This is a genomic window from Streptomyces sp. NPDC086766 (genome assembly GCF_044746005.1).
Taxonomy (GTDB): domain Bacteria; phylum Actinomycetota; class Actinomycetes; order Streptomycetales; family Streptomycetaceae; genus Streptomyces.
The window spans coordinates 25,164-47,439 of the sequence record NZ_JBIVBI010000014.1 but is presented as its reverse complement, the minus strand read 5'-3'; the positions used below and the strand labels follow the sequence as shown (position 1 = coordinate 47,439).

Here is a 22,276-nt window from a genome sequence, read left to right as displayed (position 1 = left end):
GGCGCGGGCCGGGGTTCGTTGCGCGTTGTGAGACACCCGTTGCCGGATTCCGGCGGCCGCGGTCCGCACCGTGCGGGACATCGCGGTCGGACGCGCCGCTCCGGTCGGGTTTTCGCCCGCACACAGGAGCCATCTAGGGAGTGGACATGGGCGTATTCGCGCGACTTTTCGGCAGGTCGAAGGCTGCGGAGGAGGCATCGGCCGCCGGGGAGCGAGCGGACCGGACCGACCTCGACCCGCAGCCGGCCGGCCCGGAGGCGGAGGGCGTCGGCGAGGGGGACGCGGCGGAGGCGGCGCGGACCGACGACGGTGACGCGGCGGCCGCCGGGGCCGAGGGCGACACGACGGCTGCGGGGGCCGAGGACGGAGACACGGCGGCTGCGGAGGCCGAGGAGGGCGTCGCGGCGGCGGCCCCGGACGGCGTGGCGGAGTCGGCCGCCGACGACCCGCAAGGCCCGGGCGGCGCGGGCGGCGACGCCGACGGTGTGGAGCTTCCCCGGCAGCAGACCTCTTCGGAGTCGGCCGGGCACGAGGTCGGCGAGAGCGCCCGCACCTGACACCCGGGGCGCCAGGACGCGGCGCCGTCACGACCAGGTGGCGACCAGGTATCCCACCCCGTACGGAGCGTCGTCGTACAGCAGGGCGCCGGAGAGTCCCGCCTCCTCGGCGGCGCCCGCGAGCACCTGCCAGGGGGCCCGGCCCGACGCCTTCAGCTCGTCGGCCAGCCCGGGGTCGAGCGCCTTGAGGGCCGCGACGTCCGCCTCCCCGAGGGCGCGCGCGACCTCCGCGTCGAAGGGCGCGGCCCGTTCGTCGAGGTATCCCGGCGCCTTGAGGGTGCGGCAGGCGCTGGCGTCGCCCATCACCAGCAGGGCGACCCGCTCGGAGCGCGCGGCGATGTCGCGCCCGGTCTCGGCGCACCGTTCGGGCTCCAGCGTCTCCCCGACGCCGAGCCCCTCGATCGGCGCGGCGGACCAGCCGGTCCGGCCCAGCAGCCAGGCGGCGACGGCGAGCGAGGGCGGCAACGCGCGCCCGGACGCGGTCCCCGTGTCCCGGCCGAGCCGTACGTCGAGGTCCACGCCGAAGCCCCGGAACGAGCCCGGGGTGCCCTCGGGGTGCGGGCCGCGCCCGGACCGCGCGGCCGGTCCCACGACCACGAGCCGGTCGGGCCGGGCGGCGGCGAGGACGCCGAGGGCGCCGGTGCACGCGGCCCGCGCGACGTCCAGCTCGTGCGCGGCTCCCGCGGCGACCGCGGGTACGAGAAGGGGCGGGCAGGGGCAGACTGCGGCGGCGACAAGCATGATCGGCAGGGTAACGCCGCTCGCCGCCGGTACGGCATTCCCGGGGCGGGGCAGCCGGAACCCGGGCCCCGCAGCCGGCGCTCAGCGGCCGTCCGCCGGTCTCGTACCGGAACTCACGGCCGTCAGCCGGAACCCCCCGTCCTCAGCCGCGGGCCGCCGACCAGTCGCAGCCGTTTCCGCCCATCAGTCGCAGCCGCAGCCGCTGCCCGTGGCCGCCGGGAGCGGGGCCGGGACACCGATCCTGGGCAGCCCGAGCATCACGCCGGCCGGCTTGGCCGCCTCGGCCGCGTTGCGCTTCTCCCAGGCGTCGCCCGCGCGGGTGCGGCGCACGCCGAGCACCGCGCCCTCGGCGAGCAGGTGGTGCGGAGCGGCGTAGGTGATCTCCACCGTGACCACGTCGCCGGGGCGGACCTCCTGCTCCGGCTTGGTGAAGTGGACCAGCCGGTTGTCGGGGGCACGGCCGGAGAGGCGGTGCGTGGCGCCGTCCTTGCGGCCCTCGCCCTCGGCGACCATGAGCTCCAGGGTGCGGCCGACCTGCTTCTTGTTCTCCTCCCAGGAGATCTCCTCCTGGAGGGCGACGAGACGCTCGTAGCGCGCCTGGACGACCTCCTTGGGGATCTGGTTCTCCATCTCGGCGGCCGGGGTGCCGGGCCGCTTGGAGTACTGGAAGGTGAACGCCTGCGCGAACCGGGCCTCGCGGACCACGTGCAGTGTCTGCTCGAAGTCCTCCTCGGTCTCGCCGGGGAAGCCCACGATGATGTCGGTGGTGATCGCCGCGTCCGGGATGGCGGCCCGGACCTTCTCGATGATCCCGAGGTAGCGCTCCTGCCGGTAGGAGCGGCGCATGGCCTTCAGGACCGGGTCGGAGCCGGACTGGAGCGGCATGTGCAGCTGCGGCATCACGTTCGGCGTCTCCGCCATCGCGGCGATGACGTCGTCGGTGAAGTCGCGCGGGTGCGGGGAGGTGAAGCGGACCCGCTCCAGGCCGTCGATGTTCCCGCAGGCCCGCAGCAGCTTGCTGAACGCCTCGCGGTCGCCGATGTCGGAGCCGTAGGCGTTGACGTTCTGGCCGAGCAGCGTGATCTCGGAGACGCCCTCGCCGACGAGGGCCTCGATCTCGGCGAGGATGTCGCCGGTGCGCCGGTCCTTCTCCTTGCCGCGCAGCGCGGGGACGATGCAGAAGGTGCAGGTGTTGTTGCAGCCGACCGAGATGGAGACCCAGGCCGCGTACGCGCTCTCGCGCCGCGTCGGCAGCGTGGAGGGGAAGGCCTCCAGGGACTCGGCGATCTCGACCTGCGCCTCCTCCTGGACGCGGGCGCGCTCCAGCAGGACCGGCAGCTTGCCGATGTTGTGCGTGCCGAAGACGACGTCCACCCAGGGCGCCTTCTTCACGATGGTGTCGCGGTCCTTCTGCGCGAGGCAGCCGCCGACCGCGATCTGCATCCCGGGCCGCGCGGCCTTCTTCGGCGCGAGGTGGCCGAGGTTGCCGTAGAGCCGGTTGTCGGCGTTCTCCCGCACGGCGCAGGTGTTGAAGACGACGACGTCCGCCTCGCCGTCCGCGCCCTCCGGCGCCCGCACGTAGCCGGCGTCCTCGAGCAGCCCGGCGAGCCGCTCGGAGTCGTGGACGTTCATCTGGCACCCGTAGGTGCGGATCTCATAGCTGCGAGTGACGCCCACTTCTCGGCTCCGGTCGATGCTGCTCATGCCACAAGGGTAGGCGGTCCGCGAAGTGCGTCCGGACGGCGGAAGGACGGGGAACGCCTCGCCGGAATCACCGGGAAATGGGTGCAAAGAGCACAAAATGGGGTTGCAGTACGGCAGCCGCGGAGCACCCTCCCGCGGGCCCTCCCGGACAGGCAGGTGTGATGCAGCTTCGTGACGCCCTCCGGAGGACCGCGCCCGGCGCCCCCTCGATCGGCGCCCCCCGGGCCGGCGCCCCCTCGGCCGGGGCGCTGCGCGCGTGGCTGCTGCGTCCGGCCGGGCCGGTCGCGATCGCGCTCCTCGCCGTGGTGCTGGCCGCCCGGGCCGCGCGGGTGGCGGTCGCCTTCGCGGGGGGCGGCATGGACAACGCCTTCGTCGTCCACGCCGGGCAGGTATGGCTGCACGGTGGCGCCCCCTACGCGGACCGGCGCTTTCTGTACCTGCCGAGCGCCGTGCTGTTCGCCGGGGCGCAGGCCGCACTGCCGGCGTCCGTGCTGCGCGTCGCCGCCCCGGTGGTGTGCGTGGCGCTGATCGCCGGCGGCTGGTGGTGCGCCCTATGGCTGTTCCGGGTGCCGGCGCGCAGCCGGTTCGCGGTCCTCGGGCTGCTGGGGCTGGTGCTGGCCTGGGCTCCCGTCGGCCACCTGGTGAACCTCGGCAACTGGACCGCCGTCAGCGCCCTCGCCCTGCCGCTGGCGCTGCTGCTGGCGGACCGCGGACGCTGGGACGCCGCCGGGGTGGTCCTCGGGATCTCCGTGGCCGTCAAGCCGCTGCTGCTGCCCGTCGTCCTGCTGTTCGTCCTGGCCCGGCGGTGGCGCGCGCTGGCGTGGATGGCGGGGCTGCCCGCGGCCCTGTCGCTGGGCGCCGCCCTGATGATGCCGGATCCGGGCGGGTTCTTCACCCGCACGCTGCCCTTCCTCCTCAAGGGCGGGGACGCCCTGATGCGGCCGTTCGACTCCTCCCTGCCCGCGGTGCTGCCGCGCCTCGGGGTGCCGCCCGCCCTCGCGGAGGGGGTGGCCCTGGTCGCGGCGGCGGCCGGGGTGGGGTGCGCCTGGCTGCGCCGCCGCCGCGCCGGCCCCGGCCCGGCGCGGCTCGCGGACACGGCCGCGATGCTCATGCTGGCCTCCTACCTGGTGTCCCGCCCGTCCTACGACCACTATCTGGTCGTCGTCGTGCCGCTGCTGCTGGCCGGTGCGCTGGAGAGGGACTCGGTGGCGCGCTCGCCGTGGTTCTGGGCGGCGCTCGTCCCCCAGGTTCCCGAGTTCACGTTTCCGCTGCTGGACGCCTCGACGCGCAGGGCGTTCAAGGACGCGGTCACCCTGTTCCTGCTCGCGTCGGCGCTGGCCGTGCGGTGCGCGCGGCCGTTCTCCGCGCGGGCGGCCGCCGAGCCGGCGCCGTCCGGGGACCGGGCGCTGCCCGCGGACCGCGCGCGGACCACGGGCCGTCCCGTTCCCCAGGTGCCGCTTCCGCCCTCGGGTCGCGCGACGGCCCGGAACGGCGTACGCGAAGGCAGTCGCTGACCGCGCCGGACGGCCGGACCGCGGCGGGTGTCGGACGCGCCGGGGGCACCGCACCGCCCCGGGGCGTGGAGGTCAGGCGCCCTCGGGCGCCCAGCCCTGACGTCGCAGGACGGCCGACACGTCGGGTGCGCGGTAGTGGTCGCCCTTGAGCACCTTGCCGTCGGCGCGGCGGGCGACCTGCCCGCCGGGGCCGAGCTTGGTCATGTTGGAGCGGTGGATCTCGGCGATCACCTCGTCGAGGTCGATGCCGTGCACCAGAGCTGTGCCGTACGCCACGTACACGACGTCCGCCAGTTCGTGCGCGAGCCGGTCCAGCGGTCCGCCGACCGAGACCTCGGCGACCTCCGCGGCCTCCTCGGCGAGCAGTTCCCCGCGGTGCGCGGCGAGTTCCGGTGACACCTCGGCGGGTGTGCCGCGGGTGTCGAGCCCGAAGGCGCGGTGGAACTCACGGACGAGATCGGCGGGCGAGGAGCTCATAACGGCGACTGTAGCCGCCGCCCGGGACCGCCCCGGCCGGGCAGGCGGGCGCCCGGCCCTGGTCAGCACCGCGCCCCGGCTGGCAGGATCGCGCGCATGTCCAAGATGTTCTCCCGGATCGGCAGGCGCGGGGCCCTGCGGGGCGCGGCCGCCGGCGTCGTGGCGCTCGGCCTGCTGCTGTGGTGGCTGCTGCCGCTGGGCGACGAGCCGCCGAGCGGGACGATCACCTTCAGCACCGGCACCTCCCGCGGCGTCTACCAGGAGTACGCCACGCTGCTGCGCACCGAGCTGGACCGGGAGATGCCGGGCCTGAAGGTACGGCTGCAAAACAGCGAGGGTTCCCAGGAGAACGTCACGCGTGTGGCGACCGGGCAGGCCGACTTCGCGATCGCCGCGGCCGACGCGGTGGAGACGTACGAGCTGGACGACGGACCGGGCGCCGCCCGCCTGCGCGGGGTCGCCCGCCTCTACGACGACTACGTACAGCTCGTCGTCCCGCGTGACTCGCGCATCGCCTCCGTCGCGGATCTGCGGGGCAAGCGGGTGGCGATCGGGCCCCGGGACTCGGGGGTGCGGCTGATCGCCGGGCGGGTGCTCAAGGCGGCCGGGATCGACCCGGCCAAGGGGATCCGGCCGCGGAGCGACGGCATAGACACGGCGCCGGACCAGCTGCGGCGGGGAGCGATCGACGCGTTCTTCTGGTCGGGCGGGCTGCCGACGGGCGGCCTCAAGCAGCTGGCCTACAAGTTCGCGTTCCGCTTCGTGCCGATCGGGCCCGACCTCGTGGCCCGGCTGCACGCGGCGGGGGGCGCCACCCGCTACTACCGCGCCACGAACATGCCGGAGTCGGCCTATCCGAGCGTCCAGCAGGGCTCGACCGTGCCGACGATAGCCGTGTCCAATGTGCTGATCACCCGCAAGGACATGGATCCCAGACTCACCGACTGGGTGACCCGTACGGTGATCAGGAGCCGAGACAAGATCGGCCAACACGTCCACTCGGCCCAGCTGGTCGATCTGCGCACCGCGATCTACACCGACCCGCTGGTCCTGCACGAGGGCGCGCGCCGCTACTACCGCTCGGTCAAGCCGTAGCACCCGCCGCGCGCGCCTCCGCGTCACGGCCTTTACGTCTCCGCCCCACGGCCCTGACTCGTGGGGCGCCACGCGCCCTTACGCCTGGGCGCCACGGCTCCTACGCCCGGGCGCGCCGGACTTCACGCCTGGGCGCCCGAGGTCCGGCGCCTCCGCCACGGCACACCGGCCCCGGCGCCTGCGCCTGCGCCCGCGCCCAGCGCCTGCGATCAGGCCGCGGGGACTACCCCGCCCCCGGCTCCGACCTGGGCACCGTCACCGTCACCCTCAAGCCGTGCGGTGCGTTGCGGTCGTAGGCGATCGAGCCGCCACCCGCCGCGAGGAGCGCCCGCGCGATGGACAGGCCGAGGCCGGAGCCCTTGACGTTCTGGTGGCGGCCGCTGCGCCAGAAGCGGTCTCCGACGCGGGCGAGTTCCTCCTCGGCGAGGCCGGGGCCGTGGTCGGCGACGACGATCGTCGAGGTGCCGCCGTCCGCGGAGGCCGTCACCTCGACCCGCTCGCCCTCCGGGGTGAACTTCACCGCGTTGTCGATCACGGCGTCCAGCGCCGACGACAGCGCCACCGGGTCGGCCCATGCCGTGGTGGCCGGGCAGTCCGCCACCAGCCGCACCCCCTTGGCCTCGGCGGCCGGGGCCCAGGCGGCGGCCCGTTCCTCGGTCAGCGCGCCGATGTCGGTGAGCCGGATGTCCGCCTCGGCGTGCTCGGCGAGCGCCAGGTCGAGCAGGTCGTCCAGGACCTGGGCCAGGCGCTTGCCCTCGGTGCGGACCGAGGCGATCTCCTCGTTGTCCTCGGGCAGTTCCAGCGCGAGGAGCTCGATGCGCAGCAGCAGAGCCGAGAGCGGGTTGCGCAGTTGGTGCGAGGCGTCGGCGACGAAGGCGCGCTGCTGCTCCAGCACGTCCTCGACGTTGTCCGCCATCTCGTTGAACGACCGGGCCAGCCGTCGCAGTTCCGGCGGTCCGCTGGCCACCGCGACCCGTGACTTCAGCCGTCCGGTGGCGATGTCGTGCGTGGTGGCGTCGAGGACTCCGACGGGTTTGAGCACCCAGCCGGTCAGCCTCAGCGCGGCGCCGACGGCGAGCAGCATCGCGGCGATCTCCCCGGCCCCGATGAGCAGCCAGCCGCGGAGTGTGCTCGCCCGCATCTGCCCGGTCGGCGAGTCGGTGACGACGACCGCGACGACGTCGCCGTCCCGGATGACGGGCGAGGCGACGACCAGCCGACGGCGCTGCCAGGGCCAGACCTGGGCGGGGTCGTGGCTGCGGCGGCTGAGCAGCGCCTCCTGGAACGCGTCGTGGACCTCGCCCGTCCGGGGGAGGAACCAGTCCGTCGGCGCGTTGGCCATGGGGGTGCTGGTGCGGTAGAAGACCCCGGCCCGAATGCCGTAGACCTCGTAGTAGCTCGCGAGTTCCCGGGCGAGGGTCTCGCGGCGCTCGTCCGGGGTCGTCTGGCGGGAGCCGGAGGGGCGGTCGGTGACGAACTGGGCGAGGGCGGCGAAACGTGCCGTGTCGTCGATCCGGTCGACGACCACCTTCTGCTGCTCGGCCGCCGCCACGCTGACGGCGAGCGGGACGCCGAGCGCGAGCAGCACCGCCGCCATCAGGACGATGAGCAGCGGCAGAAGACGCGTGCGCACCCGTGCCCGCTACGCGGCCGGGGCGACGAGGCGGTAGCCGACGCCGCGTACGGTCTCGATCAGGGCCGGCATGCGCAGCTTGGAGCGCAGGGAGGCGACGTGCACCTCCAGGGTGCGTCCGGTGCCCTCCCAACTGGTGCGCCACACCTCGCTGATGATCTGCTCCCGCCGGAAGACGACACCCGGGCGCTGGGCGAGCAGGGCGAGGAGGTCGAACTCCTTGCGGGTGAGCTGGACGACCGAGCCGTCGACGCTGACCTGCCGGGTGGGCAGTTCTATGCGCACGGCGCCGAGGCGCAGCGCGGTCTCGCCGCCGCCGTCCTGCTCCTCGTGGGCGGTGCGTCTGCTGACCGCGTGGATGCGGGCGAGCAGCTCTCCGGTGTCGTAGGGCTTCACGACGTAGTCGTCGGCGCCGAGGTTGAGGCCGTGGATGCGGGAGCGGACGTCGGAGCGGGCGGTGACCATGATCACCGGGGTGCTGGTGCGCTTGCGGATCTTGCCGCAGACCTCGTAGCCGTCCTGGTCGGGCAGGCCCAGGTCGAGCAGGACCACCCCGAAGCCGGCGCTCTCCGGGACGAGTGCCTGGAGGGCCTCCTCGCCGCTGCGGGCGTGCGTGACGTCGAAACCGTGCCGCGCCAGGACCGCGGACAGGGCGGCGGCGACGTGGTTGTCGTCCTCGACGAGGAGCAGTCTCATCCCGGCCCCCTCCGGTTCATCGGTCGTACGATCGTGGTCTGTAGAGGCGCGTGCACGCACGTGTGCACCATGGCAGTCACGCTGATGGACGACGACGGAGTCAAGAGGGTTCCGGTAGCGCGCGGCTTCCGTTATCCAGCCGGTACGCGGCCCGGCGGCTACTGCTACGACACGTGTCCGATTGCTATCGGATCGTGATGCTCAGATCTCCCTCAGATGTAATGACGCAGGTCGTACGGGGAAATTAGTGTCCTCCGAAACCGAGGAGGACGGAGCCAGAGAAGCGATGACCGAAGTATCGATGGCCAAGGAAGACGTGGCGTCGACCGGGGATCTGGTCGCCCTGAAGAGCGTCAACAAGCACTTCGGCGCGTTGCACGTGCTCCAGGACATCGACCTGACGATCGCCCGCGGCGAGGTCGTCGTGGTCATCGGGCCCTCCGGGTCCGGAAAGTCCACCCTGTGCCGCACCATCAACCGCCTGGAGACGATCGACTCGGGCACGATCACGATCGACGGCAAGCCGCTGCCCCACGAGGGCAGGGAGCTGGCCCGGCTGCGCGCCGACGTCGGCATGGTCTTCCAGTCCTTCAATCTCTTCGCGCACAAGACAGTGCTCCAGAACGTCACCCTGGGCCAGGTCAAGGTCCGCAGGGCGGACAAGAAGAAGGCCGAGGAGCGGGCCCGGGCCCTGCTCGACCGGGTGGGCGTGGGCGCCCAGGCCGACAAGTACCCCGCCCAGCTCTCCGGCGGCCAGCAGCAGCGCGTGGCCATCGCCCGGGCGCTGGCGATGGACCCGAAGGTCATGCTCTTCGACGAGCCGACCTCCGCCCTGGACCCGGAGATGATCAACGAGGTCCTGGAGGTCATGCAGCAGCTCGCCCGGGACGGCATGACGATGATCGTCGTCACCCACGAGATGGGCTTCGCCCGGTCGGCCGCCAACCGCGTGGTCTTCATGGCCGACGGCCGGATCGTCGAACAGGCCACACCCGACCAGTTCTTCAGCAACCCGCGCAGCGACCGGGCCAAGGACTTCCTGTCGAAGATCCTGCACCACTGAGCCCTGACGGCTCCGCGCCGCCGCGCCCGGCCCGGGCTCCACTCGGGTCGTTGGGGCCGTCCGGACCGGGCGGTCCGCGTGACCCGAGCGGCCGGCGGTCCGTGCCCCACGACCTCGTCGCCCGTCCCTGACGGCCGAATCTCCTCATCAAGCGAAGGATGTTCCCCATGAAGCTCCGCAAGGTCACTGCCGCCTCGGCCGTCGTGCTCGCCCTCGCCGTCTCGGCGACGGCGTGCGGCTCGAACGACAAGAACGGCGGGGGGTCCTCCGGCGGCGGCAAGAAGATCGCCATCGGCATCAAGTTCGACCAGCCGGGTCTCGGCCAGAAGACGCCTCAGGGCTACTCCGGCTTCGACGTGGACGTGGCCAAGTACGTGGCCAAGAAGCTCGGCTACAGCGAGGACCAGATCGAGTGGAAGGAGTCGAAGAGCGCCGACCGCGAGACCATGCTCCAGCGCGGTGACGTGCAGTTCATCGCCGCCACCTACTCGATCACCCCGGAGCGCCAGCAGAAGGTCGACTTCGCCGGCCCGTACCTGCTCGCCCACCAGGACGTGCTGGTCCGCGCCGACGACAACTCGATCAAGTCGCCGGCCGACCTCAACAGCAAGAAGCTGTGCTCGGTCACCGGCTCCACCTCGGCGCAGAACGTCAAGGACAAGCTGGCCCCCAAGGCCAACCTGCAGCAGTACCCGACCTACTCGGCCTGCCTGAGCGGTCTGCAGAACAAGGCGATCGACGCCCTGACGACCGACGACTCCATCCTCGCCGGCTACGCGGCCCAGGCCCAGTTCAAGGGCAAGTTCAAGCTCGGCGGCTTCAAGATGACGAACGAGAACTACGGCATCGGCGTCAAGAAGGGCAGCGACCTCAAGGCCAAGATCAACAAGGCCCTTGAGGAGATGGTCTCCGACGGTTCCTGGGACAAGGCCGTGAAGGCCAACTTCGGTCCGGCGAACTACAAGAACGAGCCGGCGCCGAAGATCGGCGACATCAAGAGCTGAGTCAGCGTGCTCCGGGTGCGCCGTTCACGGGGGCGGCGCACCCGGGGTCCCTTCACACGCGGAAGCGCGGGAGATCGTGTTCGACTTTCTTCAAGGCTATGACCTGCTGGGAGCCTTCTGGGTGACCGTGCAGCTCACCCTGCTCTCGGCCGCCGGCTCCCTGGTCTGGGGCACCCTGCTGGCCGCCATGCGCGTCGGCCCGGTGCCTCTCATGCGCGGCTTCGGCACCGCCTACGTCAACATCGTGCGGAACATCCCGCTGACGGTGATCATCCTGTTCACCTCGCTGGGTCTGAACCAGACCCTCGGCGTCAGCCTCGGTGCCCAGGCCTTCGACAGCATCAACTTCCGGCTCGCCGTCCTCGGACTGATCGCCTACACCTCGGCCTTCGTCTGCGAGGCGATCCGCTCCGGCATCAACACGGTGCCGGTGGGGCAGGCGGAGGCGGCCCGCGCGCTCGGGTTGAGCTTCACCCAGGTCCTGACCCTGGTGGTGCTGCCGCAGGCGTTCCGTTCGGTGGTCGGCCCGCTCGCCAACGTCCTGATCGCGCTCACCAAGAACACCACGGTGGCCGCCGCCATCGGCGTCGCCGAGGCGGCTCTGCTGATGAAGAAGATGATCGAGAACGAGGCACAACTCCTGCTGATCTCCGCGGTCTTCGCGTTCGGCTTCGTGTGCCTGACGCTGCCGACCGGCCTGATCCTGGGCTGGGTGGGCAAGAAGGTGGCGGTGAAGCGATGACCTCCGTGCTGTACGACGCGCAGGGCCCCCGGGCCAAGCGGCGCAACGTCCTCTACACGGTCGTGTTCCTCGTCGCCCTCGCGGCGCTGCTGTGGTGGGTCTACAAGAGCCTCGACAGCAAGGGCCAGCTGGACTGGGAGAAGTGGAAGCCCTTCACCGGTTCGGAGGCGTGGACCACCTACCTCCTGCCCGGCCTGGAGAACACGCTGATCGCGGCGGCCCTGTCGATGGTCATCGCACTGCCCCTCGGCGCCGTCTTCGGCATCGCGCGGCTCTCCGACCACTCCTGGATCAGGGTGCCGGCCGCGGTGGTCGTGGAGTTCTTCCGCGCCATCCCGGTGCTGATCCTGATGATCTTCGGCAACGCCCTGTTCGCGCAGTCCACCGCCATCAGCTCGGACGACCGACCGCTGTACGCCGTGGTCACCGGCCTGGTGCTCTACAACGCCGCGGTCCTGGCGGAGATCGTCCGCGCGGGCATCCTGGCCCTGCCCAAGGGGCAGACGGAGGCCGCCCACGCCATCGGTCTGCGCAAGACGCAGACGATGACCTCGATCCTGCTGCCGCAGGCGGTCACCGCGATGCTGCCGGCGATCGTCAGCCAGCTGGTGGTGATCGTGAAGGACACCGCGCTCGGCGGCGCGATCCTCACCTTCCCGGACTTGCTGGCGGCGGTCAGCTCGATGAGTTCGTACTACGGCGCGAACGTCATCGCCTCCTTCACCATCGTGGCGTTGATCTTCGTGGTGCTCAACTTCAGCATCACCAGTTTCGCGAGCTGGCTGGAGCAGCGACTGCGGCGCGGCAAGAAGTCGACCGGTGTGGTGCTCGCGCCGGCGGCGGTGGGCGGTGGCGAGTCCACCGGCGCCAGCAGCTGAGTGGCGGGCGGCTACGCAGGGAAGACGCATACCTGACGGACGGTCACGGAACGCGTGTGACACGGGGGCAGTGGAGTGATCACCACTGCCCCCGTCACTTGACGCAAGCAGCGGCAATGGGTTGCATACGTTCTGTGATCGTGCACCCTGCTCCAACCGTTTGTTCACGTCTGTCCGTCAGGACATCGCCGCGGGCAGGGGGCGCTGCGTCGTGGATCCGGTGATCGTCGTCGGGGCGGGTCCCGTCGGGCTCACGCTCGCCCTGGCGCTGGCGCGTCAGGAGGTGCCGTCCGTCGTCCTGGACGAGGAGCCGGGCAGGGACGCTGCGCGCGCCGCGCGCACCGTGGTGCTGCGCGCCGACACGGCCGCCCTGGTGGAGCGTCTCGCGCGGGTCCCGCTCGGCGACGCGGGACTGCGCTGGTCCGGCTGGCGGTCGATGCGGCGCAAACAGGTGATGCGCGAGGTCGCCTTCGACGACGCGGCGTCCGCTCCCCTGCACCTCGCCCAGCACGTCCTGACCGGCGCCCTGCGCGCCGCCATCGCCGACGAACCGCTGGTCGAGCTCGCCGTGGACAGCCGCCTCGACGCCATCGAGCAGGAGCCGTCAGGTGTGACCGCGCACACCCGCGGTCCCAAGGGCACGTGGTGGCGCGGCAGTTACCTGGTGGGCTGCGACGGCCCGCGGTCGACCGTGCGCAAGCTGGAGGACATCCGCTTCCCCGGCCGTACGGCCGTCGAGCGGCACGCCGTCGCCGCGTTGCGCGCGGAACTCCCCCGGCCGGGCGAAGCGTTCCTCCACCGTCTGCCGCCCTGGCGTACCACCGGCCCCTCGGCCGGGGAGGTCTCCGCCCGCCCGCTTCCCGGCGGGGCCTGGCGCCTGGACTGGCTGCTGCCGCCCGGCAAGGACCTGGTCACGCCGGAACTGCTCGTCAATCGCGTCCGCGAGACCCTCACCGGCTGGACCGGCGACCCCACACCGGCGTACGAGTTGCTGGACACCGGCGTCCACACGGTCCACCACCGGCTGGCCCGCCGCTGGCGCGCCGGGCGGGTCTTCCTCGCCGGCGACGCGGCGCACCTGCTGGGCGCGTTCGGGACCCAGGGCCTCGACGAGGGGCTCCGGGACGCCGACAACCTCGCCTGGAAGCTCTCGCTCGCCTGGCACCACGGGCCGCACGAGGCGCTGTTGGACAGCTACCAGGCGGAGCGGCGGGCCGCCGTCGCCGCCCGGCTGCGTGCCGCGGACCAGGCCCTGCCCCTGCTGCGCGGGGGCGGCGGGCTGCGCTCGTACGTCCCCGGGACGTCACGCGGGCACGACGCTCTCTTCCTGGACGCCCATCTGGGGCGCGGGCCGCTGGGCGCGCCGGGGACGTACGCCGACTCGCCGCTCGCGCCCGCGCCCGCCGAGGGCGAGACCCCGGTCGACACGCCGGTCGGCGCGCAGGTCGCCGATGTACCGGTCACCGCGGAGGACGGCTCCCTCGTACAACTGCGGGACCGGCTCGGCCGCGGCGCGCTGCTGGTGGTGCTGGTCGCGCCGGGCACCGTCGTGTGGGAACGCCGGCACTGGGTGAGCGCCGGTCTCATGCCCCGGCTGGCGGCCGCGGTGACCGCGCTGCCCCGACCGGCCGAACTGCTCGTCGCCGAGAGCTACCCGGGCGCCGCCGCCCACACCGTGCTCCTCGTACGGCCCGACGGACACCTCGTCACCGCGCTGAGCGGGGTACGGCCGGCCGACCTGTACTCGGCGGCGGAGGCGGCACTCGGCGGCCCCCTTCCGTCGACGGCACGGGCCGAGGCGGGGGCGCGCTGAGGATCGGCGGGTCGGTTCGCCGACACCTGCGGCGCGGGGACGCACTGAGCGCGGGGCGCCGGGGCGCGGGCTGTGGGTGGGCGCCGGGACGCGGGCCGGTGGGCGGCCGCGGTCCGTCGCGGGCGCCGGTCTGCGGGTTCCCAACGCGCCGCCCCGTCCGCATGGTGAGGGTCGGTTGACCGTTTCGCACCCCCGTGGTGTACTCCGGATCATGACCGACACCGATGTGTGCCTGTGGCGGAGGGTCCACATGGACCTCGTCCGCTACGCGGGCTGCGTGTGTCGTCCGTCCTGCTGAATGCGCATCTCCCCTCCTCGGGCGCCACGCCGCCTCCCTGCCGCGGCGCGCCCTTCTCGACGCATTTCCAGGACGGTGTACGTGTCTGTCTCCCCCTCGCCCTACCCCTCCACGTCCGTTCCCGTGACCGCGCCCGCCGCGCAGGCGCCCACACAGGCGGACCTCCTCGACTTCGTACGGCGCACCGCCGCCGACGCCGCGCTGATCGCCTCGCTCCCGCTCGATCCGCAAGGCCGCACCTGGGTCCGCCTGGAGGGCCCCGGCGGCAGCGAGGCGTGGCTGATCGGCTGGCCGCCCGGCAGTGGCACCGGCTGGCACGACCACGCCGAGTCGGTCGGCGCCTTCTTCACGGCCTCCGGCGAGCTGAGGGAGAACTCGCTCGCCGCCCGGCTGCCCACCGACGGTTGGAAGACCCTCGAGCTCACCGACGGCGTGGACCGCGAGCGGCGTCTCCCGGCGGGACGGGGCCGCTCCTTCGGCCGCCACCATGTCCATGAGGTGCTCAATGAGTCCCCCGACCGGCACGCCGTCTCGGTGCACGCCTACCACCCGCCACTGCCTCGGATCCGCCGCTACAGCCGCACCGGGCAGGTGTTGCGCCTCGAGCAGGTCGAGCGCCCGGAGGACTGGCAGTGAGCGCGGGTCGGCCGCCGGTCGGCATCGACGAACTGCTGGAGCGGGTGCGCCAAGCCTACGACCGGATCGAACCGCGGGAGGCGCACTCCGCCCACCGGGCCGGCGAGGCCCTCCTGGTGGACATCCGCTACGCGGCGCTGCGCGACAGGGACGGCCTGATCCCCGGCGCTCTCGTCGTCGAACGCAACGAGCTGGAGTGGCGACTCGACCCCCGGGGCAGCCACCGCGTGCCCGAGGCCACCGGCCACGACCTGCGCGTCGTCGTCATCTGCAACGAGGGCTACGCGTCGAGCCTGGCCGCCGCGTCCCTGCACCGGCTGGGTCTGCACCGGGCGACCGACCTCGTGGGCGGTTTCCAGGCTTGGCGGGCGGCCGGGCTTCCCGTGACACCGCCACCGGTTCCCGACGCCCCGGCTTGACCGGTCCGCGACGGCCCGGTGCGGCCTGACAGGCGCTGCACACCGCCGGACACCGGGGCCCGACACCGGGGTACGGGGAAGAGGGCCTTGAGGCGCCTTCGCAGTACCCCTCAGTACGCCTCAGTACCCCTCGTTCCCGAGGAACTCCGGGTCCTCGCCCTCCTCCTCCAGTGCCCGGCGGACCACCCGCAGGGCCATGCCCTCGGAGTAGCCCTTGCGGGCGAGCATGCCCGCGAGGCGGCGCAGGCGCTTGTCACGGTCGAGGCCGCGCGTGGCGCGCAGTTTGCGGTCGACGAGTTCGCGCGCGGTGGCCTCCTCCTGCTCGGTGTCGAGCTGGTTGACGGCCTCGTCGATCAGCGCCGCGTCGACGCCCTTGGTGCGCAGCTCCTGCGCGAGGGCCCGCCGGGCCAGTCCCCGCCCGTGGTGCCGGGACTCCACCCAGGCGTCCGCGAACGCACCGTCGTCGATCAGCCCGACCTCCTCGAACCGCGACAGCACCTCCTCCGCCGCGTCGTCCGGGATCTCCCGCTTGCGCAGGGCGTCGGCGAGCTGCTTGCGGGTGCGCGGGGTCCCGGTGAGCAGGCGCAGGCAGATCGCGCGCGCCCGCTCCACCGGGTCCCCCGGAGACTCCTCCCGCTCGGCCCTCGAAGAGGAGAAGGCGTCTCCGTCCTCGGCGGAGGTATCGCCGAACCCGCGCCGACGACGCCCACGGCCCCGCCGCGGCCCACCGTCACGTGAGCCGCCTGTGCGCGAGCCGCCCGCGCGTGATCCGGTCTCGGCACCCCCGTGCGCGCCGAGACCGTCCCTCGCGCCGTCCGTGACGGAGCCGGTGTCGTCACCGGTGCCCCTCCCCCGTGGGGCACCGGGAACGGCGTACTCCTCGGCCCAGTCCGTTCGTCGTGTCACGGGTCAGCTCTTGGCTGCGGCGGCCTTGGGCTTGGTGGCCTTGGCCGCCGGCGCGGGCACCGCCTTCGGGGCGTCCCCGGCGCCGGCGGAGACCGCGGCGTCCGTGCCCGGCTCGGCGGTCGGCTCCTCCGGACGGACGCCGACGCCCAGCTTCTCCTTGATCTTCTTCTCGATCTCGTTGGCCAGGTCGGGGTTGTCCTTCAGGAAGTTGCGCGCGTTCTCCTTGCCCTGGCCGAGCTGGTCGCCCTCGTACGTGTACCAGGCGCCGGCCTTGCGGACGAAGCCGTGCTCCACGCCCATGTCGATCAGACCGCCCTCGCGGCTGATGCCCTGGCCGTAGAGGATGTCGAACTCGGCCTGCTTGAAGGGCGGCGCGACCTTGTTCTTGACGACCTTGCAGCGGGTGCGGTTGCCGACCGCCTCCGTGCCGTCCTTCAGCGTCTCGATGCGGCGGATGTCGATACGCACCGAGGCGTAGAACTTCAGCGCCCGGCCACCGGTCGTGGTCTCCGGCGAGCCGAACATCACGCCGATCTTCTCGCGGAGCTGGTTGATGAAGATGGCCGTGGTCTTGGACTGGTTGAGCGCGCTGGTGATCTTCCGCAGGGCCTGGCTCATCAGCCGGGCCTGCAGACCGACGTGGCTGTCGCCCATCTCGCCCTCGATCTCCGCGCGCGGGACGAGTGCGGCGACGGAGTCGATGACGATGAGGTCGAGGGCGCCGGAGCGGACCAGCATGTCCACGATCTCCAGGGCCTGCTCGCCGTTGTCCGGCTGGGAGAGGATCAGGTTGTCGATGTCGACGCCGAGCTTCTTCGCGTACTCGGGGTCGAGGGCGTGCTCCGCGTCCACGAAGGCGACCTGGCCGCCGGCCTTCTGGGCGTTGGCCACGGCGTGCAGGGTGAGGGTGGTCTTACCGGAGGACTCCGGTCCGTAGATCTCCACCACGCGGCCGCGCGGCAGGCCGCCGACGCCGAGCGCCACGTCGAGCGCGGTCGACCCGGTGGGGATGACCTCGATGGGCTCCCTCGACCGCTCGCCCATGCGCATGACCGCGCCCTTGCCGAATTGCCGTTCAATCTGTGCGAGCGCGGCGTCGAGCGCCTTCTCGCGGTCGGTTCCTGCCATGGGTTCCACCCGGTTTGCTTGAGTCGATCGCTTCACGTCAAAGACGCTAACGCCTGCCACTGACAATGCGCCCCGACGCCCGTCCGGCCTGTGGATAACTCGGGCACTTCTACCCCTTGAACGGGGCGAAATCCCCCTTGTCGAGCCGCGCCGGAGACTCCATAAGAATGGATGTTCGATTTTCGTGTCAAGCGCATCACGCGGCGCGGCGCCCCGGGCGAACCGGCCGCCTACCGCCCCGTCCCCGGCCGCTCCCCGGACGGCCCGTGCCCGGACTCGCCCGCCACCGGTGTCTCCGCGGCCCCGGCCTGCGCCACGACCCGGGTGCCCTCCGCCCCGGCCCGCGGCCCCTCCGGGCGCCGCGCCCACAGTCCGCGCGCCCGCGTGAACAGGCCCCGCGCCGAACCCCCTCCGCGATGACCGTGGACCCGGGGGTCGTCCATGACGTCGTACCGCTTCACGTAGGCCCCGAGGAAGGCCTGCAGGGTGGCGACCGCGGGAATGGCGATCAGGGCGCCGACGGCGCCGAGGAGCGCGGTGCCCGCGATCACCGACCCGAAGGCGACCGCGGGGTGGATGTCGACGGTCTTCGAGGTCAGCTTGGGCTGGAGCACGTAGTTCTCGAACTGCTGGTAGATGACGACGAAGACCAGCACCCACAGCGCGTACCACGGGTCGACCGTGAAGGCGATCAGCATGGGCAGGGCACCCGCGAGATAGGTGCCGATGGTCGGGATGAACTGGGACACCAGGCCCACCCAGACACCCAGCACGGGGGCGTAGGGCACGCCCAGCGCCTGCAGCAGGACGTAGTGGGCGATCCCCGAGATCAGCGCCATCAGACCGCGTGAGTACAGGTAGCCGCCGGTCTTGTCGACGGCAATCTCCCACGCGCGCAGCACCTCGGCCTGCCGGGCGGGCGGCAGGACGGAGCAGAGGGCGCGGCGCAGACGCGGCCCGTCGGCGGCGAAGTAGAAGGAGAACAGGCCGACGGTGAGCATCTGGAACAGGCCGCCGAGCACCTGGGCTGAAACGTCGAGCACACCCGCGGCGCTGTTCTGCGCGTACTTGCGCAGCCAGTCGGAGTGCAGCAGGCCTTCCTGGACGTCCACGCGCCGGAGCTCGGTGTGGAACGTCGTGTTGACCCAGTTGATCACCGAGTCGAGGTACTCCGGGAAGCCCTCGACCATCTTGATGATCTGCCCGGCGAGCATCGAGCCGAGCAGGGTGACGAAGCCCGCCACGGCGATCATCAGGCCCAGGAACACCAGGAAGGTCGCCAGGCCCCGGCGCATGCCGCGGGCGGCCATGCGGCTCACCGCCGGCTCTATGGCGAGGGCCAGGAAGAACGCGATGAGGACGTTGATCAGCAGGCCCGTCACCTGGTGGAAGGCCCAGCTGCCCAGCTGGAACGCGGCAACCAGCGCGAGCGCCAGCACCATGGCGCGCGGCAGCCAGCGCGGCATCCGGGCGCCCGCCCCGGCGGCACCCTCGGCCGGGAGCCGGGCGGGCGGCGTCGGGTCGGACGGGGATGCGTGCCGGGGGATCCGCCCGGTGTCGTCAGTGGGTGCCACGCTGCAAGTCTCGCCCACGCCGCCGACAACGAGCGCCGGTCGTGCGGGGCCCGGTCCCGGTCAGCGCCTCTCCGGCGGAACGTTCATGACCCGGCAGACCACGCGCCACACGTCCTTGGCCTCCCAGCCCGCGTCCAGCGCCTCGTGCACCGTGCGCCCGCCGAGTTCGGACATCACATGGTCGCGCGCGAAGGTGTCGGCGTACCCCGTGCCGAAGTGCTCCGCCATCCGCTCCCAGAAGACCGTCAACCGCATGAGTCCAGTATCCCGCCCCTGGGGGTGGGCCCGAGCCGGGACCGCGTGCCGAGACCGCTTTCCGCCCTACGGTCTGACTCATGCCCGAAACCGGAGCCTCCCCACTCCCCCCGACGCCCCCGGCGTCCTCCCCGCTCTTCCGCGCCGAACACTTCGTCTGGCTCACCGCGCGCGTGCTGGAGCAGCGGCTGTTCGCGCACCACTTCCTGAACGGCGCCGCCGACCCGGTGGAGACCGCGCTGGACGCCTACCGCAACGAGGACGGCGGCTTCGGCCACGCGCTGGAGCCCGATCTGCGCGGCCCGGTCAGCCAGCCGCTGCACACCGCTCACGCGCTGCGCGTCCTGGACTCCATCGGGCGCTGCGGCGGACAGCGGGTGGAACGCGTCTGCCGGTACCTGACCTCCGTCTCCACGCCGGACGGCGCCCTGCCCGCCGTCCACCCCAGCCAGCGCGGCTATCCGGCGGCTCCCTTCGTGCCGATCGTGGACGACCCGCCGAGCGACCTCCTCGCCACCGGTCCCGTGGTGGGGCTGCTGCACCGCAACGAGGTGTGGCACGCCTGGCTGTTCCGGGCGACCGACTACTGCTGGCAGCGCATCGAGTCCCTGGACAGGTCCCACCCCTACGAGATCGAGGCGGCCGTCACCTTCCTGGACGCCGCCGCCGACCGCAAGCGCGCGGAGGCGGCCGCCGACCGGCTCGGCCGCCTGGTCCGCGACCACCGGCTCGCGGCGCTGGACCCGGAGCACCTGGAGGCCTTCCCGGTCGCGCCCGGCTACGCCCCGGAGGAGCACCACTTCCCGTACGACTACGCGAGGACCCCCGGCTCCCTCGCGCGCGCGTGGTTCACGGACGACGAGATGAACCGTTCGCTGGACTTCCTGGCGAGCCGGCAGCGGGAGGACGGCGGCTGGCCGATCACCTGGCGCCAGTGGGCCCCCGGCGTCGCCCTGGAGGCGCGCCCCATGGTGACGATCGAGGCACTGCGCACCCTCCGGGCGTACGGCCGGGCCATCGGCTGAGGCGGGACCGTCCCTGCGGCACGCGCGCGTGGTTGCCGCACGCCATCCGGCCCGCCGTGCCACCCGCGGCTCACGCCCTCCGCCCGTTCCCCCTCCTCCGCCGCCCGCGGCTCGGGTCATCCGCCCATGGCCCGCACTCCCGCCGTCACCACCACGGCCGCCGCGACGACGAGCAGGAACGGCGCACGCAGCAGCAGCGCGACCGCGGCGGCCGCGAGGCCGGCGGCCCGCGCGTCGAGGACGAGCGTGTGCCCGTCGGCGAAGGTCTGCTGGGCGGTGAGAGCAGCGAGGAGGGCGACGGGCAGCAGCGCGGCGAGCCGCTTCACGAGCGGGCGCTCCAGCGCGCCCGCCGGCACGAGCAGCCCGGCGAGCTTGACGGCGTAGCAGCCGAGGACGGTCGCGGCGATCGCGATCCAGGCGTTCAACGCTTCCCCTCCCGTCCGCCGTCGCGTGCGCCGCCCCTGCGCCGGCCGTCCAGCCAGAGCACGGCCGGTGCCGCGAGCGCGGCCAGCAGGACGGGCGCCCCCGCGGGCAGCACGGGCAGCAGCCCGAGCCCGAGCAGCACGGCGAGAGCGGCGACGGCCCGCTCGGTGGCGGTCCTCAGCATGGGCGCGAGCAGCGCCAGGAACACGGCGGGACCGGCCGCGTCGAGACCCCACGCCGCGGTGTCGCCGATGGCCTTGGCGCCCAGCGCGCCGAGCAGCGTGGTGAGGTTCCACAGCACGTACAGGGTGATCCCGGTGACGGTGAAGCCGAGCCGCGCGGCGCGCCGGGTGGGCTGGGCCAGGGCCACCGCGGTGGTCTCGTCGATGACCCACTGGGCGGCCAGCGGGCGCAGCGCGCGCGGGAGGGCCAGCACCTGGGACAGGCGCAGGCCGTAGAAGGCGTTGCGCACCCCGAGGAAGAAGGCGCCCGCCGCAGCCGTGAAGGGATTGCCTCCGGCCGCGAGCGCCCCCACGAGCGCGAACTGGGAGGCACCGGTGAACACCAGCAGGCTGAGCGCACAGGTCTGGAGCAGCGTGAGTCCGCTGCCCGCCGAGGTCACCCCGAAGGCGAACCCGGACAGGCCTACGGCGATTCCGACTCCGAGGGCGTCCCGTACGACCGCTGCGTCCGGTTTGTCTCCGTCGTCGGGGCGTATGTCTGCGAGTGCTGTCTGTTCTGCCACGCCCGCGACGGTAGGAGCAGCCGCTGCCGCGCGTCTTGTACGTTCTTGCGCTCACGCCGGTAGGCCCCCGGAGGCACGCCCACGATGCGGGAGAAGTGCCGGCTGAGGTGCGCCTGGTCGGTGAACCCCACCACGGCGGCGGCCTCCGCCGGAGGCGCGCCCGCGTCGAGCAGCCGTCGGGCGCGCCGCACGCGGGCGTCGGTCAGCCAGGCGTGCGGCGGCATCCCGTAGGCGTCCCGGAACGCCCGCAGCAGCGCGAACGGGCTGGTCCCCAGGTCGGCCGCAAGCCGCTCCAGGGTGGGCGGCCCGGCCATCCGCTCCTCCAGCACGGCACGCGCGCGTGCCGCGAGGCGCGTGCCGGCCGTCCGCACCTCCCGACGCGGGAGCGTCCCGCCGTTCGACCGCAGCAGCCGGGTCACGGCCACCCGCAGCAGCGTGTCGGCCGCCAGCGCGTTCCCCTCGTCCGCGGCCCGCAGCACCTGATGGACCAGGCGGGCGGCGTACGGATCGTCGAGCACCGGGCTCGCGAAGCCGGGCGTCCCGCGGATCCCCGTGGTCTCGCCCGCGATCTCGGCCACCAGCTCCGGCGCCGGATACACCGCCCCGTACCGCCACCCCTCCGGCACGCCCGCGCGCCCCGTGTGCGGGGTGTCCGGATTGACCAGCGCGAGCGATCCCGCCCCCGCGTACTGGTCGGACCCGCGGTGGTGGAACACCTCGACGCCCTCGGCGATGGCGGCGATCACGAAGTGCTCGTGCGTGTGCCGCACGAACGCCTTCCTGACGTACCGGGCCCGCAGCAGGTCGACACCGGGCAGCTCCTCGTAGCTCCAGTGCCGCGCCCGCTCCTCGCCAGACCCTTCCATGCGTCCATCTTCCGTCACGCCGGACGGGCGGCGGACCGCCCCGCCGCTCCGCCGGCTCCGCCACGGGGCATGACAAAGCCGCAG

24 protein-coding genes are annotated in these 22,276 nt (G+C 72.9%); 12 read left to right on the top strand and 12 right to left on the bottom strand.

Annotation, left to right across the window (positions count from 1 at the left end):
- Positions 1–146: 146 nt before the first annotated feature.
- Positions 147–557 (top strand): hypothetical protein, encoded by a 411-nt coding sequence (locus tag ACIPM1_RS24430; RefSeq protein ID WP_402438021.1) that lies wholly within the window; start codon positions 147–149, stop codon positions 555–557.
- A 27-nt stretch (positions 558–584) separates the two neighbouring features.
- Here ACIPM1_RS24430 and ACIPM1_RS24425 read toward each other — a convergent pair whose 3' ends face one another.
- Together ACIPM1_RS24425 and miaB are read right to left on the bottom strand one after the other, a co-directional pair.
- Complete coding sequence (locus ACIPM1_RS24425; protein WP_402438018.1) at positions 585–1,298, bottom strand: class III extradiol dioxygenase subunit B-like domain-containing protein; 714 nt, start codon at positions 1,296–1,298, stop codon at positions 585–587.
- A 183-nt stretch (positions 1,299–1,481) separates the two neighbouring features.
- The gene (miaB, locus tag ACIPM1_RS24420) at positions 1,482–3,002 is read right to left on the bottom strand and encodes a tRNA (N6-isopentenyl adenosine(37)-C2)-methylthiotransferase MiaB (RefSeq protein ID WP_402438015.1); all 1,521 of its coding nucleotides are present in this window, start codon (positions 3,000–3,002) and stop codon (positions 1,482–1,484) included.
- A gap of 161 nt (positions 3,003–3,163) precedes the next feature.
- Here miaB and ACIPM1_RS24415 point away from each other — a divergent pair, with 161 nt between their 5' ends.
- Complete coding sequence (locus tag ACIPM1_RS24415) at positions 3,164–4,516, top strand: glycosyltransferase 87 family protein (RefSeq protein ID WP_402438012.1); 1,353 nt, start codon at positions 3,164–3,166, stop codon at positions 4,514–4,516.
- Positions 4,517–4,588: 72 nt separating this feature from the next.
- On the opposite strand, the gene ACIPM1_RS24410 is transcribed toward ACIPM1_RS24415, so the two are convergent.
- Positions 4,589–4,993 carry a MazG nucleotide pyrophosphohydrolase domain-containing protein gene (locus ACIPM1_RS24410; protein WP_402438009.1) on the bottom strand — a complete coding sequence of 135 codons (405 nt, stop codon included), beginning with the start codon at positions 4,991–4,993 and terminating at the stop codon, positions 4,589–4,591.
- A gap of 96 nt (positions 4,994–5,089) precedes the next feature.
- Here ACIPM1_RS24410 and ACIPM1_RS24405 point away from each other — a divergent pair, with 96 nt between their 5' ends.
- Complete coding sequence (locus ACIPM1_RS24405) at positions 5,090–6,088, top strand: TAXI family TRAP transporter solute-binding subunit (protein WP_402438006.1); 999 nt, start codon at positions 5,090–5,092, stop codon at positions 6,086–6,088.
- A 223-nt stretch (positions 6,089–6,311) separates the two neighbouring features.
- Here the strand turns inward: ACIPM1_RS24405 and ACIPM1_RS24400 are convergent, their stop codons facing one another.
- Entirely contained in the window at positions 6,312–7,721 is a 1,410-nt protein-coding gene (locus ACIPM1_RS24400) for an ATP-binding protein (RefSeq protein WP_402438003.1), read from the bottom strand.
- 9 nt (positions 7,722–7,730) lie between these two features.
- The gene (locus ACIPM1_RS24395) at positions 7,731–8,417 is read right to left on the bottom strand and encodes a response regulator transcription factor (protein ID WP_402438000.1); all 687 of its coding nucleotides are present in this window, start codon (positions 8,415–8,417) and stop codon (positions 7,731–7,733) included.
- Between the two features lie 286 nt (positions 8,418–8,703).
- Between ACIPM1_RS24395 and ACIPM1_RS24390 the strand changes: the two genes are divergently transcribed.
- The 8 genes from ACIPM1_RS24390 to ACIPM1_RS24355 all read left to right on the top strand — a co-directional run bounded on the left by ACIPM1_RS24390 (position 8,704) and on the right by ACIPM1_RS24355 (position 15,270).
- The gene (locus ACIPM1_RS24390) at positions 8,704–9,480 is read left to right on the top strand and encodes an amino acid ABC transporter ATP-binding protein (protein ID WP_402437997.1); all 777 of its coding nucleotides are present in this window, start codon (positions 8,704–8,706) and stop codon (positions 9,478–9,480) included.
- Positions 9,481–9,647: 167 nt separating this feature from the next.
- Entirely contained in the window at positions 9,648–10,484 is an 837-nt protein-coding gene (locus ACIPM1_RS24385) for a glutamate ABC transporter substrate-binding protein (RefSeq protein WP_402437993.1), read from the top strand.
- Between the two features lie 76 nt (positions 10,485–10,560).
- A complete protein-coding gene (locus ACIPM1_RS24380) occupies positions 10,561–11,226 on the top strand; it encodes an amino acid ABC transporter permease (protein ID WP_402437990.1) in 666 nt (221 codons plus the stop codon).
- Positions 11,223–12,104 carry an amino acid ABC transporter permease gene (locus tag ACIPM1_RS24375; protein WP_402437988.1) on the top strand — a complete coding sequence of 294 codons (882 nt, stop codon included), beginning with the start codon at positions 11,223–11,225 and terminating at the stop codon, positions 12,102–12,104. Before ACIPM1_RS24380 ends, ACIPM1_RS24375 begins: the two co-directional genes overlap by 4 nt.
- A gap of 211 nt (positions 12,105–12,315) precedes the next feature.
- Entirely contained in the window at positions 12,316–13,917 is a 1,602-nt protein-coding gene (locus ACIPM1_RS24370) for an FAD-dependent monooxygenase (protein ID WP_402438370.1), read from the top strand.
- Positions 13,918–14,128: 211 nt separating this feature from the next.
- Positions 14,129–14,215: a putative leader peptide gene (locus ACIPM1_RS24365; RefSeq protein ID WP_356936238.1), complete on the top strand. Its 87-nt coding sequence runs from the start codon at positions 14,129–14,131 to the stop codon at positions 14,213–14,215.
- 81 nt (positions 14,216–14,296) lie between these two features.
- Positions 14,297–14,851, top strand: coding sequence for a cysteine dioxygenase (locus tag ACIPM1_RS24360; RefSeq protein ID WP_356193600.1), 555 nt, complete (start codon positions 14,297–14,299; stop codon positions 14,849–14,851).
- Entirely contained in the window at positions 14,848–15,270 is a 423-nt protein-coding gene (locus tag ACIPM1_RS24355) for a rhodanese-like domain-containing protein (RefSeq protein ID WP_402437984.1), read from the top strand. The genes ACIPM1_RS24360 and ACIPM1_RS24355 overlap by 4 nt, the downstream gene beginning before the upstream one ends.
- Positions 15,271–15,390: 120 nt before the next feature.
- Here ACIPM1_RS24355 and recX read toward each other — a convergent pair whose 3' ends face one another.
- The 4 genes from recX to ACIPM1_RS24335 all read right to left on the bottom strand — a co-directional run bounded on the left by recX (position 15,391) and on the right by ACIPM1_RS24335 (position 19,133).
- On the bottom strand, positions 15,391–16,176 hold the full coding sequence (recX, locus tag ACIPM1_RS24350; RefSeq protein ID WP_402437981.1) for a recombination regulator RecX: 786 nt from the start codon (positions 16,174–16,176) through the stop codon (positions 15,391–15,393).
- A gap of 3 nt (positions 16,177–16,179) precedes the next feature.
- Complete coding sequence (gene recA, locus ACIPM1_RS24345) at positions 16,180–17,304, bottom strand: recombinase RecA (protein ID WP_402437978.1); 1,125 nt, start codon at positions 17,302–17,304, stop codon at positions 16,180–16,182.
- A gap of 230 nt (positions 17,305–17,534) precedes the next feature.
- On the bottom strand, positions 17,535–18,878 hold the full coding sequence (locus tag ACIPM1_RS24340; protein WP_402437975.1) for an AI-2E family transporter: 1,344 nt from the start codon (positions 18,876–18,878) through the stop codon (positions 17,535–17,537).
- Between the two features lie 60 nt (positions 18,879–18,938).
- Positions 18,939–19,133 (bottom strand): DUF3046 domain-containing protein, encoded by a 195-nt coding sequence (locus ACIPM1_RS24335; protein WP_392195203.1) that lies wholly within the window; start codon positions 19,131–19,133, stop codon positions 18,939–18,941.
- An 80-nt stretch (positions 19,134–19,213) separates the two neighbouring features.
- Here ACIPM1_RS24335 and ACIPM1_RS24330 point away from each other — a divergent pair, with 80 nt between their 5' ends.
- Positions 19,214–20,158 (top strand): prenyltransferase/squalene oxidase repeat-containing protein, encoded by a 945-nt coding sequence (locus ACIPM1_RS24330; protein WP_402437971.1) that lies wholly within the window; start codon positions 19,214–19,216, stop codon positions 20,156–20,158.
- Between the two features lie 116 nt (positions 20,159–20,274).
- Here ACIPM1_RS24330 and ACIPM1_RS24325 read toward each other — a convergent pair whose 3' ends face one another.
- The 3 genes from ACIPM1_RS24325 to ACIPM1_RS24315 are packed head-to-tail and all read right to left on the bottom strand — an operon-like array spanning position 20,275 to position 22,192.
- The gene (locus tag ACIPM1_RS24325) at positions 20,275–20,583 is read right to left on the bottom strand and encodes an AzlD domain-containing protein (RefSeq protein ID WP_402437968.1); all 309 of its coding nucleotides are present in this window, start codon (positions 20,581–20,583) and stop codon (positions 20,275–20,277) included.
- Positions 20,580–21,326 carry an AzlC family ABC transporter permease gene (locus tag ACIPM1_RS24320; RefSeq protein ID WP_402437965.1) on the bottom strand — a complete coding sequence of 249 codons (747 nt, stop codon included), beginning with the start codon at positions 21,324–21,326 and terminating at the stop codon, positions 20,580–20,582. The genes ACIPM1_RS24325 and ACIPM1_RS24320 overlap by 4 nt, the downstream gene beginning before the upstream one ends.
- Positions 21,227–22,192 (bottom strand): AraC family ligand binding domain-containing protein, encoded by a 966-nt coding sequence (locus tag ACIPM1_RS24315; RefSeq protein WP_402437962.1) that lies wholly within the window; start codon positions 22,190–22,192, stop codon positions 21,227–21,229. The genes ACIPM1_RS24320 and ACIPM1_RS24315 overlap by 100 nt, the downstream gene beginning before the upstream one ends.
- Positions 22,193–22,276: the final 84 nt, after the last annotated feature.

What these genes read in the sequence shown, in the direction of transcription:
- ACIPM1_RS24395 (WP_402438000.1), bottom strand. Translation starts at nt 8,417, where the DNA reads ATGAGACTGCTCCTCGTCGAGGACGACAACCACGTCGCCGCCGCCCTG.
- ACIPM1_RS24430 (WP_402438021.1), top strand. Translation starts at nt 147, where the DNA reads ATGGGCGTATTCGCGCGACTTTTCGGCAGGTCGAAGGCTGCGGAGGAG.
- ACIPM1_RS24385 (WP_402437993.1), top strand. Translation starts at nt 9,648, where the DNA reads ATGAAGCTCCGCAAGGTCACTGCCGCCTCGGCCGTCGTGCTCGCCCTC.
- ACIPM1_RS24330 (WP_402437971.1), top strand. Translation starts at nt 19,214, where the DNA reads ATGCCCGAAACCGGAGCCTCCCCACTCCCCCCGACGCCCCCGGCGTCC.
- ACIPM1_RS24335 (WP_392195203.1), bottom strand. Translation starts at nt 19,133, where the DNA reads ATGCGGTTGACGGTCTTCTGGGAGCGGATGGCGGAGCACTTCGGCACG.
- miaB (WP_402438015.1), bottom strand. Translation starts at nt 3,002, where the DNA reads ATGAGCAGCATCGACCGGAGCCGAGAAGTGGGCGTCACTCGCAGCTAT.
- ACIPM1_RS24390 (WP_402437997.1), top strand. Translation starts at nt 8,704, where the DNA reads ATGACCGAAGTATCGATGGCCAAGGAAGACGTGGCGTCGACCGGGGAT.
- ACIPM1_RS24425 (WP_402438018.1), bottom strand. Translation starts at nt 1,298, where the DNA reads ATGCTTGTCGCCGCCGCAGTCTGCCCCTGCCCGCCCCTTCTCGTACCC.
- ACIPM1_RS24315 (WP_402437962.1), bottom strand. Translation starts at nt 22,192, where the DNA reads ATGGAAGGGTCTGGCGAGGAGCGGGCGCGGCACTGGAGCTACGAGGAG.
- ACIPM1_RS24365 (WP_356936238.1), top strand. Translation starts at nt 14,129, where the DNA reads ATGACCGACACCGATGTGTGCCTGTGGCGGAGGGTCCACATGGACCTC.
- ACIPM1_RS24375 (WP_402437988.1), top strand. Translation starts at nt 11,223, where the DNA reads ATGACCTCCGTGCTGTACGACGCGCAGGGCCCCCGGGCCAAGCGGCGC.
- ACIPM1_RS24405 (WP_402438006.1), top strand. Translation starts at nt 5,090, where the DNA reads ATGTCCAAGATGTTCTCCCGGATCGGCAGGCGCGGGGCCCTGCGGGGC.
- ACIPM1_RS24410 (WP_402438009.1), bottom strand. Translation starts at nt 4,993, where the DNA reads ATGAGCTCCTCGCCCGCCGATCTCGTCCGTGAGTTCCACCGCGCCTTC.
- recA (WP_402437978.1), bottom strand. Translation starts at nt 17,304, where the DNA reads ATGGCAGGAACCGACCGCGAGAAGGCGCTCGACGCCGCGCTCGCACAG.
- ACIPM1_RS24415 (WP_402438012.1), top strand. Translation starts at nt 3,164, where the DNA reads ATGCAGCTTCGTGACGCCCTCCGGAGGACCGCGCCCGGCGCCCCCTCG.